Origin of the sequence: Chakrabartyella piscis (assembly GCA_030067835.1) — a bacterium.
GTDB lineage: Bacteria > Bacillota > Clostridia > Lachnospirales > Anaerotignaceae > Chakrabartyella > Chakrabartyella piscis.
In genome coordinates, this window is sequence record CP092441.1 from 2,121,584 (window position 1) to 2,138,289 (window position 16,706).

The 16,706-nt window shown below is 39.0% G+C and carries 13 protein-coding genes; 6 read left to right on the top strand and 7 right to left on the bottom strand.

Translation table 11 applies throughout. From position 1 onward, the window contains the following. Window positions 1-6 precede the first annotated feature (6 nt). Together nadD and rsfS are read left to right on the top strand one after the other, a co-directional pair. Window positions 7-1,257 (top strand): nicotinate-nucleotide adenylyltransferase, encoded by a 1,251-nt coding sequence (gene nadD / locus MJY40_RS09605; RefSeq protein WP_317854025.1) that lies wholly within the window; start codon window positions 7-9, stop codon window positions 1,255-1,257. Continuing rightward, complete coding sequence (rsfS, locus tag MJY40_RS09610) at window positions 1,250-1,591, top strand: ribosome silencing factor (RefSeq protein WP_317854026.1); 342 nt, start codon at window positions 1,250-1,252, stop codon at window positions 1,589-1,591. The genes nadD and rsfS overlap by 8 nt, the downstream gene beginning before the upstream one ends. Window positions 1,592-1,714: 123 nt before the next feature. Here rsfS and panF read toward each other — a convergent pair whose 3' ends face one another. The 3 genes from panF to panB all read right to left on the bottom strand — a co-directional run bounded on the left by panF (window position 1,715) and on the right by panB (window position 5,025). Next, complete coding sequence (gene panF, locus MJY40_RS09615; protein ID WP_317854027.1) at window positions 1,715-3,220, bottom strand: sodium/pantothenate symporter; 1,506 nt, start codon at window positions 3,218-3,220, stop codon at window positions 1,715-1,717. Window positions 3,221-3,222: 2 nt separating this feature from the next. Beyond that, window positions 3,223-3,501: a YhdT family protein gene (locus MJY40_RS09620; RefSeq protein ID WP_317854028.1), complete on the bottom strand. Its 279-nt coding sequence runs from the start codon at window positions 3,499-3,501 to the stop codon at window positions 3,223-3,225. Between the two features lie 690 nt (window positions 3,502-4,191). Continuing rightward, window positions 4,192-5,025, bottom strand: coding sequence for a 3-methyl-2-oxobutanoate hydroxymethyltransferase (panB, locus tag MJY40_RS09625; protein ID WP_317854029.1), 834 nt, complete (start codon window positions 5,023-5,025; stop codon window positions 4,192-4,194). A 342-nt stretch (window positions 5,026-5,367) separates the two neighbouring features. On the opposite strand from panB, the gene MJY40_RS09630 reads away from it, so the two are divergent. Together MJY40_RS09630 and MJY40_RS09635 are read left to right on the top strand one after the other, a co-directional pair. Next, on the top strand, window positions 5,368-6,285 hold the full coding sequence (locus tag MJY40_RS09630) for a ketopantoate reductase family protein (protein WP_317854030.1): 918 nt from the start codon (window positions 5,368-5,370) through the stop codon (window positions 6,283-6,285). A 108-nt stretch (window positions 6,286-6,393) separates the two neighbouring features. Continuing rightward, a complete protein-coding gene (locus tag MJY40_RS09635) occupies window positions 6,394-7,164 on the top strand; it encodes an AIM24 family protein (RefSeq protein WP_317854031.1) in 771 nt (256 codons plus the stop codon). Window positions 7,165-7,298: 134 nt separating this feature from the next. On the opposite strand, the gene MJY40_RS09640 is transcribed toward MJY40_RS09635, so the two are convergent. Beyond that, a complete protein-coding gene (locus tag MJY40_RS09640) occupies window positions 7,299-8,948 on the bottom strand; it encodes an amidohydrolase (protein ID WP_317854032.1) in 1,650 nt (549 codons plus the stop codon). A gap of 354 nt (window positions 8,949-9,302) precedes the next feature. On the opposite strand from MJY40_RS09640, the gene MJY40_RS09645 reads away from it, so the two are divergent. Both MJY40_RS09645 and MJY40_RS09650 read left to right on the top strand, forming a co-directional pair. Beyond that, the gene (locus MJY40_RS09645) at window positions 9,303-10,976 is read left to right on the top strand and encodes an OPT/YSL family transporter (RefSeq protein WP_317854033.1); all 1,674 of its coding nucleotides are present in this window, start codon (window positions 9,303-9,305) and stop codon (window positions 10,974-10,976) included. 70 nt (window positions 10,977-11,046) lie between these two features. Continuing rightward, window positions 11,047-12,012: a P1 family peptidase gene (locus MJY40_RS09650; RefSeq protein WP_317854034.1), complete on the top strand. Its 966-nt coding sequence runs from the start codon at window positions 11,047-11,049 to the stop codon at window positions 12,010-12,012. Window positions 12,013-12,101: 89 nt separating this feature from the next. On the opposite strand, the gene dpaL is transcribed toward MJY40_RS09650, so the two are convergent. The 3 genes from dpaL to MJY40_RS09665 all read right to left on the bottom strand — a co-directional run bounded on the left by dpaL (window position 12,102) and on the right by MJY40_RS09665 (window position 16,638). After that, the gene (gene dpaL / locus MJY40_RS09655) at window positions 12,102-13,310 is read right to left on the bottom strand and encodes a diaminopropionate ammonia-lyase (RefSeq protein WP_317854035.1); all 1,209 of its coding nucleotides are present in this window, start codon (window positions 13,308-13,310) and stop codon (window positions 12,102-12,104) included. Window positions 13,311-13,602: 292 nt separating this feature from the next. Continuing rightward, window positions 13,603-15,279, bottom strand: coding sequence for a glutamine--tRNA ligase/YqeY domain fusion protein (locus tag MJY40_RS09660; RefSeq protein ID WP_317854036.1), 1,677 nt, complete (start codon window positions 15,277-15,279; stop codon window positions 13,603-13,605). 189 nt (window positions 15,280-15,468) lie between these two features. Beyond that, window positions 15,469-16,638 carry a M20 metallopeptidase family protein gene (locus tag MJY40_RS09665; RefSeq protein ID WP_317854037.1) on the bottom strand — a complete coding sequence of 390 codons (1,170 nt, stop codon included), beginning with the start codon at window positions 16,636-16,638 and terminating at the stop codon, window positions 15,469-15,471. Window positions 16,639-16,706: the final 68 nt, after the last annotated feature.

A 16,706-nucleotide genomic window follows, 5' to 3' on the forward strand; every position in this document is an offset into this window, starting at 1 on the left:
ATGCTTATGTTAAACGAATTTGCAGGATTTCAAAATTGTAAGAGCATTGCCATTATGGGTGGTACATTTGATCCCATTCACAATGGTCACTTGGTGACAGCAGAAGCGGTACGTCATCGTTTCAATGTAGATAAGGTTATCTTTATTCCAACTGGTAGACCTGCTCATAAAATGAACCAAACGGTTACACATCATGAACACCGCTATTTGATGACGGTTTTGGCAACCATGCGTAACGATAATTTTGATGTATCTCGTATTGAAATTGATCGAGAAGGTACCACTTACACCATCGACACCATTACAGAACTGAAGAAGATTTGTAGACCAGATGTCCGTTTGTATTTCATCACTGGTGCCGATGCCATCCATCAAATTATGCATTGGAAAGAACCAGAACGCCTTATGTCACTTTGTGATTTTGTTGCAGTGACAAGACCTGGTTATGACAAAAAGAAATTGCTCAGCGATATCAAAAATATCAAAGAAAAATTTCCAAGTCGCATTCATTTTATGGAAGTTCCTGCACTTGCAATTTCATCATCTGACATTCGTATGCGTGCCAAAGAAGATGCACCCATTAAGTATTTATTGCCACAAGCTGTTGTGGATTATATTCATAAATTTGAACTATATCAAAATGAGGAGGATTTGGATATGAGCAACACCATCAATTTGGAAAGTATGAAAGAAAAATTGCAATCTGCTTTGCAAATCAAACGCTATATCCATACCTTAGGTGTTGAATCAGAAGCCATGAAATTGGCAGAAATCTATGGCACCAAACAAGACAAACAAAAAGCCCAAATTGCAGGTTTGTTACACGATTGTGCAAAGGATTATCCTAGGGATTTGCAACAACGACTTTGCAAAGAATACAAATTGGCATTGGATGAAGATACCATACGCACACCACAATTGATTCATGCAGTTTTGGGTGCAGAAATTGCAAAACGTGAATATCAAATTACAGATACCACTATTTTGGATGCAATTCGTTATCACACAACTGGCAGACCCCATATGAGTTTGCTGGAAAAAATCATATACATAGCCGATTATATCGAACCCAATAGAGAAAAGTTCGATGGCATTGAAGAAGCAAGAAGGCTTGCTTACTTGGATTTGGATTTGGCAATGTGTTTTATTTTGGCAGACACCATAAACTATGTCAAGGAACAAGGTAGAAAGCCACATCCTATTTCAGAAGAAGCATTACAATACTATAAACAATATCAGGAGGACAGCAATGAGTAATTTCACCACATTAGAAGTAGCAAAAAAAATTGAAACCATTTTAGATGATAAAATTGCACAAGACATTCGTGTTTTGGATTTGCAAGGTTTGTCCAATATCGCAGATTTCTTTGTCATTGCAAACGGAAATACTGCATCCCATTTACGTGCTTTGGCAGATGATTTGGATGAAAAATTGAAAGCAGATGGCATCAAAGTGTTCCATACAGAAGGATACAACAGTGGCACTTGGATTTTGTTGGATTTTGGCGGTGTTTTGGTACATCTATTCAACAAAGAACAACGTGAATTTTATGGTTTGGATCGTATTTGGAGCGATGCCAAATTGGTATAATTTACATCAAATCGAAATCAGGATTTATGATTGCAACCCAGTCATAAGTCCTTTTTTATTACACCATTTCTTGATACAAAAAAGAGGCAGGCATAAGCCCACCTCAAATGTATTTTATTCAACTTAGAATTTATCAGGGAAGAATGTACGCAATACTTTTTCCTCTGCTGGTTTACCAACTTTGCTACCAATTACGAACAAGATGAACGCAATAATTGTAGATGCGATGATGTTGTTGAAACCGCCAATGGAAATACCTTGTGCAGTTGCAATACAATACACAGCCAAACCACCGACAACACTGAACAATGCACCAGTGCCATTTGCTTTTGACCAGAACATACCCAAAAGAAGTGGCCAGAAGAATGCAATTTGCAAACCGCCAGTAGCAAACATATTAATCCAAATAATGATAGAAGGTGGTTCAAACGCCATAATAATGGTTACGATACCCATAACAGCTGTTACGATCAAAGAAATTTTACCAACCATTTTTTGGTCAACTGCTTCATTTTTTGTTGTTTTATTGTAAATATAAATATCCTTTACGATTGCGGAAGAACCAGAAATCAAAAGAGAAGAAACTGTAGACATAGTTGCAGCAAGTGGGCCAATGATAGTCAAACCAGCCAACAATGGATGCATATGTCCAGAAATCAATGTAGAGATTACTGTATCTGTGGAGCCTTCTACTTCAAACAATACGCCTCTAGCCAAAACGCCAAGTAAATGCATACCAATCATCATAGCACCAACAACGATAGTACCATAAATCATTGCAGAGTGAACTGCTTTTGTATCTCTATAGCTCAAGCAACGTACGTTTGTTTGTGGCAAACCAACTGTACCGATACCAACCAAGAACCAGAAACCAATCAAGGATTTCACAGAAACCAAACCACTAGCTGTAGGAGCAATCATATCTACGCCTTCACCAGTTGTTCTTGCTGTTGCAGAAACTTCTGTGATGGTTGCCATAACGCCAGACAAACCGCCACCTTCACCCAAGATGATTACAGCCAAGATACCCATACCAACCATCATGATGATGGCACAAGCTGTATCTGTAATGGCAACTGCTTTGAACCCACCAACTGTAGTATACAAAACCACTACTGCTGCAAACAACATCAAACTTGCGTCATAAGACCAGCCTGTTGCTGCAGAGAACAAAGTTGCACCACCAATGAATTGACCCAACATAGATGTTGTGAAGAATACAATAATAACGATAGCACTGATAATCGCCAAAACATTGGAATTGTATCTGGAACGAATTACGTCAACAACAGTAACCGCATCTACTTTACGACCGATAACTGCCATTTTTTTACCAAGAACACCCAAAACGATGAATGCTGCTACAATTTGGATGGAAGCAAGATATACCCAGCCAAAACCTCTTTGCCAAGCCACACCAGGACCTGAAAGGAAAGAACTTACAGAGCTATATGTAGCAACCAAGGTCATAGCCAAAACGAAACCACCAAGACTACGTCCGCCAATGTAGTAATCTTTGGAGTAGTTTGCTGTACGAGAATCAGAGGATTTCTTTTGAATCCAGAACCCCATGCCCAAAAGAATCACGAAGAATATTACCGTTGGTGCAATACGCATGAATACATCCATTCTCAATTCCCTCCTTCTATTTCTGTGTCATCATTCAAATCAAAATCTTTGAAGACTTTTTTGGTCAAATACACAACCAAACCAATGGTCAAGAACCATGTGCCAAAACAAGCAACCATAAACCATGCTGGCATATAAAGGATTGTTGCTTCCGGTGCAACTGCATAGATACCAAACCCAGATACCCACCAAAACACAAAAACAATTGCGGTTGCAATCCATGTTGCTTTTGCTTCTTTGTTCATTTGAATGAACTTTTCTTTGTAACTCATTTTTTCCATTACTACATTCCTCCTTTTATAATAGGGTGCACTTGCATCCCTTGTATTCAGATGATGTTTGAAAATGGCTTTTCCATCCATCACCAAGAACCACACAGTGAAATATAAAACGTAAAATCCAATGCATTACTCATTTTCTTCTAATGAAATTATTATATGTATATCCACAGCATAAGTCAAAGAAAATCTTACATTTTTCGTAAGATTACCTAAATATCGTCACAATGCACACCACAATACACAATATGTAGTGTTATTTTGTATACATACATATCCCTCTTTGGTACAAAAAAGCCTTCCAAACATGGAAGGCTTTGCGTGTCGAAAAAGTCGACACGCTAACTTGAAATCAGGATTTCAAGTTGTAGTTGATAGGTAAAAAAGATGATTTCCTCATACAAGTGCTTCTACAAAGCACCTAGAAATCCCTTTTTGTCCCATTCACCGCAAGAATGCGGGCAGCGCAAGCTGACTTTGCAACGCAAAGTGATGACCCTGACGAAATGCGATTCTGGTCAGTATTTTGCTACGCAAAATGGCTTCGCCATCGGATTTCTTTCCGATACGATCTGTGGATTACAGTCTGCGACGCTAAAAGATAAAAACCCTTTCGTTTTTCGACAATCCAAGCTCTCCAAACATGGAAGACTTTATATTTAATTCTTATACTTGTTGCAAATCTGCAAATTCTTAATACAATTTAGGAATATCTACAGCTTTGTTGAAGGAATATTCTGGAGATGGGAATTCGCCACTCAATGTTTCTTCGTGGAATTGGTTCAAACCTCTAACCATTTCTTCACGCACATGAGCAAATTGTTTTACGAATTTTGGTTTGAAATCACCATACATACCAAGCAAATCTTGGGTTACCAAAACTTGACAGTCTACGTTAGGACCAGCACCAATACCCAAAACAGGAATTGTCAAAGCTTCTTGGATTGCTTTACCAACTACACTAGGAACACATTCCAAAACCATGGAGAATACGCCTGCTTCTTCCAAAGCTTTTGCATCAGCAATGAGTTTTGCAGCAGATTCAGGTGTACCACCTTGTACTTTGAAACCACCAAGAGATGTGGAAGTTTGAGGTGTCAAACCGATGTGACCCATTACAGGAATACCAGCATCTACCATTCTTCTGATTGTAGGTGCCATTACAACGCCACCTTCCAATTTTACACAGTCACAGTTTGTTTCCATCAAAATGCGGTTAGCAGTCATAATTGCTTGTTCTGGACTTGCATTGTAGGAACCAAATGGCATATCCCCAACGATGAAAGTATCTGGAGCACCTTTTACAACTGGACGAATGTGATGAACCATATCATCTACAGTAACGCCAACAGTTGTTGTGTAACCAAGCATAATCATACCCAAAGAGTCACCTACCAAAATGATTTCACATTCGCTATCATTTACGATAGAAGCTGTTGTATAGTCATATGCTGTTACATATGTAAACTTACGTCCTTCTTCTTTGTATTTTTTGAAATCAAGAATTGTCATTTTTTTCTTAGCCATCGGAATCTCCTCCTCTAATCCATTTCCCTAAAGTTTCATATATTCTGTACACATTTGTACATGGTACACTTACTATAACTCCATTTTAGACTAGCTTTATGGTTGTTGTCAATCTCTAGTTTTTTTAAAAATCACTAAAAAAGACAGAAACCCCTGTAAAATACATTGATTTTCTTCAATATTTTCACCAAAATTAACCTCTATTTTTTGTGCAAAACAACTGCATTTTCTTCCAAGCTACATTCTAGTTGACAGCATATGTTACCTTGCATTAAAATAAACACAATATCAATCGAACACATAAAAACAATGTCTAATATATACAACCTAAGGAGGTTTCTTATGAAAATTGCAATTCTTGGTGCTGGTGCAATGGGTAGTTTGTATGGCGGATATCTTTCCAAAAACAACGAAGTTTGGATGGTAGATATTTGGCAAGATCATGTCAATGCCATCAACGAAAAAGGTCTGGAAATTGATGAGTTGGATGGTTCTGTGACAAAAGTTTCTCCTAAAGCAACCACAAATCCAGAAGAAGTTGGTGTTGCAGATTTGGCAATTGTTTTTGTAAAATCCACACAAACAGCAGAAGCTCTTGTGAAAAATCGTGCCATCATTGGTTCTGATACCATTGTTTTGACTTTGCAAAATGGCTATGGCAATGGTGAAGATATTATGGAAGTGGTTCCAAAAGAACAAGTTATTGTTGGTACCACAAGCCATGGTTGTACCATGAAAGGTCCTGGTCATATTTTCCACGCTGGTGTTGGTCCAACACACATTGGTGCTATGAGTGATGATCAAACAAATGCACAGAAAGTTGCAGATGCTTTGGAAGCTGTTGGCTTTGAAATGGATTGTTCTGATAAGGTTTTGGCTTTGGTTTGGAGCAAAGTATTTGTCAATGTGGCAATCAATGCCATCACTGCTCTTTTGGATATCCACAATGGTTATGTCAATGACAATGCCCATGCTGCTATTTGTGCAGAATTGATGGTACGTGAAGCAGTGACTGTTGCAAATGCTGCTGGTATGGATTTCAATGCAGATGAAGTGGTTGCAAATGCTTTGGTGGTTGCAGTGAACACTTCTGCAAACCGTTCTTCTATGCGTTCCGACGTAATTTTGAAACGTCAAACAGAAATTACAAAAATCAATGGTGCTGTTGTGAAAAAAGGTAAAGAACTTGGCATTGCTACACCATACAATGAATTGATTACCCAATTGATTTTGGCAAAAGAAGATACTTATTTGGCTTAATGGTCAAATACATAACTTCCAAAAATAAAATTCATTTATATTCTGCAACGAACGGGCGACCAATAGTCGCCCTTACAAAATCAAAAGATTAGAAAAGGAGTTGTTATTATGTATCAAATTTCCAATTTCACAAACAATGATGATATTAAAATCTTGGCAAAACTCGGTGCATTCTCCATTATCGAATACCAACGTGATTTGAGCGTTATGCCACAAAATGCAATGACTGCTTACTATGCAAATGCAATGAATGTTCGCAAACGTCAAGTGATTTGCGATTTGAACGAATCCAATGTAACGGTACAAGCTGGCGCAATGCAATGGAGTGTTGGCGATGTCAATGCAACCACTGGATTGAAAGGTGTTGGCGATTTGTTTGGTAAAGCAATTCGTGGCAAAGCAACTGGTGAATCTGCAATCAAGCCAGAATACACTGGTTCTGGAACCTTGGTATTAGAGCCTACCTACAAACACTTATTGTTGCTCAATGTGGAAGATTGGAACAACTCCATTGTCTTGGAAGATGGTTTATTCCTTGCTTGTGAATCCTCTTTATCTCAAAAAGCTGTGATGCGTTCTACCCTCTCTTCCGCTGTAGCAGGTGGAGAAGGTTTGTTCAATCTTGCTGTAACAGGTAGTGGTGTTCTCTGTTTGGAATCCAACTGCCCTAGAGAAGAATTGATTGAAATTACACTCAAAGATGATGTTCTCAAAATTGATGGCAATATGGCAATCGCTTGGAGTGGTAGCCTAGCCTTTACAGTGGAACGTTCAGGTAAATCTCTCCTTGGTTCTGCCGCTTCTGGAGAAGGTCTTGTCAATGTATATCGTGGTACTGGTCGTGTTTGGCTTGCACCTGTAACACAAGGAATGTTTTAATTGCAATAAAATAAAACCCGATTTCCATTTTGTGTGGATTTCGGGTTTTTTTATGTTATTTTTCAATTGGATTCTTCGTCATTTCATTCCTCTGAATGACAAAAATACATACCATTGAATTTTCTATGAAAATTTTATCTTGTGAATACAATTTCTCCATCAATCATGGTCATATCCACTTGGACTTGGTTCAAATCCATGGTATCCATATGTACGATATCACGATCCAAAACAATTAAATCTGCAAGTTTGCCAATTTCCAAGCTACCTTTGATATTTTCTTCATAGGATTGATATGCTGCATTGTAAGTTGCACAACGAATTGCTTCCAACAAAGAAACTGCTTGTGTTTTGTCACATTGCACCTCTTGTTTGCGATCATAACGATTGACAGCACCATCAATCATAGCCATACCACAAGGACCAGAAGGTGCATCACTATGCAAAGAACACATAACGCCAGCATCCATCATACTACGCAAAGCACCAAGATATTTGTTGCGTTCTTCTCCATAGAACAATGCATAATTGGCACCCAAATAGGAAACCAAACCAGCATTGACAGATGGACAAATATTCATTTTTGCCATACGTGCAATCAAATCTGGGTCTACCAAAGTACAATGCTCAATTCTATGACGCAATTTGGGCAAATCTGGGTTTTCAGCAAATGCCGCTTCATATCCTTTGACCATATATTCAATGGCTTCGTCACCAATGGCATGTGCAGTACATTGGCACTCTGCTTTGTCAATCATTTTGATGTATTCTATGGTTTCTTCCAAATCCCAACCCTTTTCACGTGGCAAATCTGGATTATGACTATAAGGTTCTCTTGTGGCACAAGAAGGTCCACCAGAACCACCATCAATCATAAATTTACAAGGTCCAATACGAAATTTTTCATCACCAAGACCTGTCATCAAACCAAGGCTTAGGAAATGTTCATTGTCTTCTTTGGAGAAAGGTTTGCCAAAGATGCTATGGAGTGCCATATAGGTACGCACTTTGAAAATACCATCTCTACAAAGTTTTTGCATGACATGATAAGAAGGTGCATCGCATTCACCCATATCTCCAACAGAAGTAATCCCCTTTTCCAAGCATTGTTGGTGGGATTTCATTGCTGCTTTTTGTTGTTGTGCTTCTGTATAGACCACTTTACCCCAAAGCCAAAAATGAGTATGTCCACGCACCAAACCAGTCAATTTGCCATCAATGACTTCCACTTCATCCACAGGATATTTACTTGCATCTTCTGCGGTATACACATCCAAATATTCCAATGCTTTGTGGTTATACATACAAATATGACCACCACCATGCATACAATGGACTGGATTTTCTGGTGCAATTGCATCCAATTCTTCTATGGTTGGATGTCTTTTTTCAGGGAATAGCAATGGTTCGTATCCCATCATGGAAATCCATTCTCCTTTTTCTTTGACTGCAACAGCTTTTGCAACCAAATCCAACATATCCCCAAGGGTTTTGCAATATTTCATAGTGGTATCGATCATAGCAGAATCCAATTCTTCACCCAACATACCATTTAAAATTGGATGATAATGGCTATCGTTGATGCCTGGCATCACAGAACGTCCTGCCAAATCATACACCTTTGTATTTGCATCTATGATTTTTGCCAAATCTGCATTGGAACCAGCAAAAACCACTTTATTGCCTTTGATTCCAATTGCTTCTACCACACCATCAGACTCATTGACTGTGATGATGGTACCATTTTGAAACGCAATATCTACATACGAAAAATCAAAATTCATATTTATCCCTCCAATGTTGCCATAAATACATACTTTCTGTATTTTGACTATGATTCTACCATAATGATTTGATAGTACCATGTTTAGGAATATTTCTCAACACATTTCGTTTTTCTACCATAAAAAACAGCAAATATCACAAAAAATCAATACCAATTTCATGCAATCATTAATATGTATTTTCACGAAAACCATTTGTTTTTTCTTTCAACCATGATATAATGTAAGAACTTAGTTTTTCTAATATTTTGTGTTATTATGTTATTCTATGAATTACAAAGGCTATTATTTTTCTACACAAAATGATTGGAAAGTAAAATCATTGTTTTGTATATGGATTAAGGGGGAATTGGTATGTCAAACAAACAAAGCAACTCAAAGTATGCAGCATCTTACCGTGAGCAATTTACAACTCGTGGTATGATTATTGGTGCAATCGGTGCTGTTATCTTAACATGTTCATCCATGTTTATTGCACTTAGAATTTCATCTTTGCCTTGGCCAATCATGTTCGTGGCACTTGTGTCCATGTTTGGTTTGAAAGCTTTGGGCAACACAAACTACAATGAAATCAACGTAACTCATACTGCAATGTCTGCTGGTGCTATGGTTGCTGGTGGTCTTGCATTTACTTTGCCTGGTATCTGGATGTTGGATCCAAATGCAGATGTTGGTTTTGGTAAACTTTTGGTTCTGACTCTTGGTGGTGTGCTTCTTGGTTTGATTTTCACCGCTGTTCTCAGAAAACATTTCGTAGAAAAAGCGCAACTTCCATATGCTATGGGTCAAGCTGCTGCTGAAGTTGTTGTTGTTGGTGATGAAGGTGGTCAAAAAGCAAAATGGCTCTTTGGTTCCATGGGTATCGCTGGTATCTTTGCTTTGTTCCGTGATGGTTTGTATTATGGTGCAAAAGCTTTGGTAAAACCTTTCATTCCTGCTGTTTCCTTAAATGGTAACATTATGGGTACATATGGTTCCTTCTTTGGTGTTTGGTATTCTCCAATGCTCATCAGTGTTGGTTACATCATTGGACCTCTCTACATTGGCGTTTGGTTCCTTGGTGCTTTGATTGGTGATGTTGGTATCCTTATGGGTGGTCAAGCTGCTGGTCTTTTCGATGCTGCTACCGCTGCTGCAATCAAATCTTCTTTGGGTATTGGTCTTATGGTTGGTTGTGGTCTTGGTATCTTCATCAAAGAAATCCTTCCACGTGTCAAAGATATCTTTGGTCCTATGATTTCCAAAGAAAATGCTGGTGATTCCATTGTTCCTATGCGTTGGGCACCTATCGTAATGGTGGTTTTGGCAGTTCTCTTTACAGCTGTTTTGGATATGCCTATCGTAGCTTCCATCATCACAATCCTTGGTACATGGCTTGCAACTACAATGGCTTGTCAATGTGTTGGTCAATCTGGTATCAACCCAATGGAAATCTTTGGTATCATCATCTTGATCATTGCAAAAGCTGCTTCTGGCGTTGATGGCAATGCTGCTTTCTTCGTTGCTGCAATCGTTGCTGTTGCTGCTGGTTTGACTGGTGACGTTATGAATGACTTCAAATCTGGTCATATTTTGAAATCTGATCCAAAAGCACAATGGATTGGCGAAGTTATTGGTGGTTTGATTGGTGCTGTTGTTTCTGTTGCTGTTTTGATGATCATTGTAACTGCTTATGGCGGTGAAGCATTTGGTAGCGATATGTTCCCTGCTGCTCAAGCTGCTGCTGTTGCTTCTATGGTTGGTGGCATTGCGCATTTGCCTGCATTCCTCATTGGTTTGGTTGCTGCAACTGTAATGTACATCATGGGTATTCCTGTTATGACACTTGGTCTTGGCGTTTACCTTCCATTCTATCTTTCTGCAACTGCTTTCATCGGTGGTGCTTTGCGCTTCATCTTGGACAAAACTGCTCCTAAGGTTGAAAAATCTGGTTTGGGTACTATCGTAGCATCTGGTATGCTTGGTGGTGAAGCTGTTGTCGGTGTTATCACAGCTTTGGTTATTGCAATCTCTGTTTTGAACGGTTAATTTTATGAAATAGAACAATATGTGGGTGGCAAGGGCAATTGCTCTTGCTCCCTTTTTTAGGAGGAAACTTATGAAAGAAATTAAAATCAGTGACATCAAAGGTATCAAAATTGGTCATGCACAAAATCTTACAGGCGGTTCTGGTTGTACTGCAATCATCTGTGAATCTGGTGCAACTGCTGGCGTAGATGTACGTGGTGGTGGTCCTGCTTCTCGTGAAACAGAACTTTTGAAACCCATCAATATGGTACAACAAATCCATTGTGTTATGCTATCTGGTGGTAGTGCTTATGGTTTGGAAGCTGGCGATGGTGCAATGCAATATTTAGAAGAAAAAGGCATTGGTTTTGATGTTGGTGTTGGTGTGGTTCCAATCGTTTGTGGTGCTTCTTTGTTTGACCTTGTGGTTGGAGATGCAAAATGTAGACCTGACAAAGCTATGGGATATGAAGCTTGCCAAAATGCTGGCACTGTTGATGTGGCAGAAGGCAATGTAGGTGCTGGTACTGGTGCTTCCATTGGTAAATATTTTGGTGTAGATCGTATGATGAAAAGTGGTTTGGGTACTTATACCTTACAACTTGGTGATGTACAATGTGGTGCCATTGTTGCAGTTAACGCTTTGGGTGATGTGTTTGATTACGATACCAAAGAAATGCTTGGTGGTTTACTTACAGAAGACAAATCTGCACTTGCCAACACAGCAGCAGCAATGTATGAAGAAATTGGCAAAGATCGCAATGTATTTTCTGGTAACACCACAATTGGTTGTATCATCACCAATGCAAAATTAGACAAATCCCAATGCACCAAATTGGCTGGTATTGCACACAATGGTTTTGCTCATGCAATTCATCCTGTACATACTTCTGCTGATGGCGATAGCATCTTTGTGGTATCCACTGGCGAAGTGGAAGTCAATCCAGATGCTTTGGGCGCTTTGGCTGTGGAAGTGATGGCACGTGCAATCAACAGTGCAGTCAAACATGCAGAACCAGCTTATGGATTGAAAGCACATTCTGATTTTGTAAAATAATATTACGCAAACAAAAAACAGGCGTCCTGCAATGTCATTAAACCTTAACTTAATGACATTGCGGGATACCTGTTTTTTTATATGCTCGCTTATTTGCCATATTTCCCAAACCAAACCACATCTTCATAGTTTTTCTGATCTGTATCACCTTCTGTACTGAATACCAATACCACAGATTTTTCTGTAAGTCCTAATTTTTCTTTCATATCCAACAATTCTGAATTTTTCATAATTTGAGCCACAATACCCGTTGTTACAGCACCACTTTCACCTGAAACCACAGGCATATCTCCTTTTGTGGGTGATGCCAAAACACGCATACCATCAGCAGCAATGGTATCTGGACAGGAAATGTAATTGGTTGCATAGTCACGCAAAATAGGCATGCCAATGGTACATGGTTCGCCACAAGCAAGTCCTGCCATAATGGTATTCATATCACCTGTCACCACATGGATATCCCCATCATCGGCTTTTGCTGTTTCATATAAACAAGCCGCTTCATTGGGCTCTACAATGGTAATCACAGGCATAGATTCTTTGTAATATTGTGCCAAAAGTGCAGTCACACCACTTGCCATAGACCCAACACCTGCTTGCAAGAATACATGGGTTGGTGGTTGTAACCCTTTGGATGTAATCTGCTCCACTGCTTCCAAAGCCATTGTGGCATATCCTTGCATAATCCAAATCGGAATTTCTTCGTAACCATCCCAAGCAGTATCTTGTACCATAATCCAACCTTCTGATTCTGCCTTTTCATTTGCCAAACGTACTGCATCATCATAATTCAATTCTGTGATATAGGCTTCTGCCCCTTCTTTTTGGATGTTTTCCAAACGTTCGATTGCACTACCCTTTGGCATATACACCACAGATTTTTGACCCAATTGGTTGGCAGTCCAAGCAACACCTCTACCATGGTTGCCATCTGTTGCTGTCACAAAGGTCAAGTCTCCAAGAAGTTTTTTTGTTTCTGGTGAAGTGATTTCTCCAAAGGTCAATTCCGCAATGGATTTACCCAATTTCTTTGCAATGTATTGTCCAATGGCATAACTACCACCCAAAACCTTAAAGGCATTGAGACCAAAGCGATAAGACTCATCTTTCACATAAAGATTTGCAATTCCCAAATGGTTTGCTGTTCTCGTCATCTCCACAAGTGGTGTTTCTGTGTATTGTGGGAAACTTTGGTGGTATGCTTTCACTTGTTTTGCATGGTTCATTTCAAAGTCTTGTAACGCATAACGTTTTGACCAATCTTTTGCTTCCAATTGCACCAATTTGATGGTATCCATATACAACCTCCTATGTAGTTCCAATTGATTTTCTTACATTGACCCTACCATATTTCGTGTTATTTTGCAAGTTGAACCATGAGCAATTAAAAAAATCCCAATTAAAGATAAAAGGGCTTTTATATCTTGTAGGGTACGCATTGTATGCATACCGAAAGCGGAATGCATACAATGCATTCCCTACATAATTAAGATATGTTCATGTATATTAGGTCTCGTTAAGTTTAATTGGGACTTAAAAAAATAGAAGGCAGTTATACACCACCTTCTACTTCTCGTTGGCACAAGCCAATTATTTCAATTTGAAAGAACTTTTGAGGGATACGATACGATTGAACACCAAATGGTCTTCTGTGGTATCCTTTGTATCCACAATATAATATCCATTTCTCATGAATTGGAAACGTTCGCCTTTTTTTGCTTCGGCTGCTGCCATTTCCAAAATACCTTCTTTGATTTCCAAGGAAGTTGGATTCATAATCATATTGCCAGTTGGATCTTCTGGATTGTCCAACATCATATGGTCATACAAACGAACAGTTGCTTTCACATTTTCTGTTGCAGACACCCAATGCAAAGTGCCTTTTACTTTTCTACCTGTGAAACCACTACCACTCTTTGTTTCTGGGTCATAGGTACAATGTACTTCCACAACATTTCCAGCTTCGTCTTTGATGATATCGGTACAAGTTACGAAATAAGCCCCTTTGAGACGCACTTCTTTGCCTGGAGCCAAACGGAAGAATTTTTTCACTGGTTCTTCCATAAAATCTTCTTGTTCGATATAGATTTCTCTGGTGAATGCCATGGTTCTATTGCCCAATACTTCGTTTTCAGGGTTGTTTTCCACTTCCAACATTTCCACTTGTCCTTCTGGATAGTTGGTAATTACCACTTTCAAAGGATCGAGAATTGCCATAATTGCACTGGTTTTGGTTTTCAAATCATCACGAATGCAATAATCCAACAAACCACCATCTACAACACTATTTGCTTTTGCAACACCAATTCTTTCGCAGAAATCACGAATCGCTTCTGGTGTGTAACCTCTACGACGCAAGCCACTGATGGTTGGCATACGTGGATCATCCCATCCATCAACCAAGCTATCTTCCACCAAAGCACGCAATTTTCTTTTACTCATAACGGTATTGGTCATACCAAGACGAGCAAACTCAATTTGTCTTGGAGGTGCCACTTCATAGCCGCCTTCACGAACCACCCAGTCATAAAGTGGTCTATGGTCTTCAAATTCCATGGTACAAATGGAGTGAGTAATGCCTTCAATGGCATCTTCCAAAGGATGCGCAAAGTCATACATAGGATAGATACACCATTCGTCACCTGTGGTATGATGTGTTGCATGTGCAATACGATAGATAACAGGATCACGCATGTTGATATTTGGTGATGTCACATCGATTTTTGCACGCAAAGTACGAGAACCATCAGGGAATTCCCCTACTTTCATACGTTCAAACAAATCCAAGTTTTCTTCTACACTTCTGTTGCGATATGGACTTTCTTTACCTGGTGCGTTGAGGCTACCACGATATTCACGCATTTCTTCTGCATTCAAATCACAGACAAATGCTTTGCCTTCTTTGATGAGCTTGATTGCCACTTCATAATATGTTTGGAAATAGCTGGATGCAAAGTACAATCTATCTTCCCAATCAAAACCAAGCCATTTTACGTCTTCTTTGATGGATTCTACATATTCCACATCTTCTTTTGCAGGGTTTGTATCATCAAAACGCAAGTTGCATTTGCCTCCATACAAATTTGCCAATCCAAAATTCAAGCAGATGGATTTCGCATGTCCAATGTGCAAATATCCATTTGGTTCAGGTGGAAATCTTGTGTGAATTTTCTGTGTATTTTCACCCAAATCTTCTTGGACGTAACTATGTATAAAGTTACCAGTTGCACCCAAGCCAGTGTTTTCGACAATTTTTTCTTCTGACATGTTTTCTCCTCCTTATTTTCATAACGGCTACAATCACCGAATGTTTCAAATCAATATCACATTATTATAATATAGTACGCAAACAAACGCAAGAAGGGATACAAATTTTTTCAACATTTCCGTATATTGTATTCCATTTTGCACATATTCCTAGTGTTTCCATCTTCAATGAAATCATACATATTGAAATTAACTGTGGTTTTCCAACCAATTGTAAGCTGCTGTAGCAAAAATTGCTGCCATACGTGGCAATGCTTCTTCTCCAAATACAATCTTTGGATGATGCAAAGGATACACACAACCTTGCTCTATGCTACCAGTTCCAATCCAGAAATCAACACATGGGAACAATGCAGCAAATTCTGCAAAGTCTTCTGAACCTGTGATGGGAACCATATCGTGGTACATATCTTCACCTGAAATGGAATTGACATAGGGCAATACTTCATGGAACAATTCCACATCATTGATCATTGGAACAGCACCTGCACCATGGAAATCTACTTTTGCACTACCTCTAAAGGTTTTGGCAACACCATCACAAATCTCCACAATACGTTGTTTTCCAAAAGCACGCACTTCATTGGAGGCAGTTCTCAAAGAACCTTTCATGACCACTTCATTTGGAAATACATTGGTTGCATCGCCACCATTGATGGCACAAATGGTCAACACCATATTGTCATTAGAAGAAACTTCACGTCCTTGGAATTCTTGCAAAGAAATCACAATATGAGATGCAATGTTGATGGGGTCTACACCTTGGAATGCATAAGCACCATGACAACCAATTCCTGTGACTGTGATGGTAAACATATCAGAAGATGCACAAACATATCCCGGTCTGGAATTGACGGTACACAAATCCAATGGGAATACATGCAAAGACATACCCGCTTCTGGCATCTCATCTGCAAAAATACCATGTTCTATCATAGACAATGCACCTGTTTGGGTTTCTTCGCCTGGTTGGAACAAACACATAACACGCCCTTTTAACTCAGATTCATGTTCTTTCAAAATTTTCACTGCACCCAAAAGTGCTGTTGTGTGAAAATCATGACCACAAGCATGCATATTTCCATTTTTTGATGCAAATGGCAAATCTGTATCTTCTAAAATAGGAAGTCCATCGGAATCTGCACGCAAAAAGAACAACTTTTCACCTTGACCAAGCATCACAACCACACCAGAATGTCCAATTCTTTTGGGTGTAACACCCATTTCTTGCAATTTTTCTTCCACAAAATCTGCTGTCTGTGGCAATTCCAAACCAATTTCTGCATGTGCATGTAGATATCTTCTCCAAGTCACCAATTCTTCTGTGATACGATCGCCTTCTGCTCTAAAATTCTTCATATTTGCATCTCCTTATTATGTATCAATAACTTATGGATTTTCAGAAATATTTCATATTCTTATAAGGA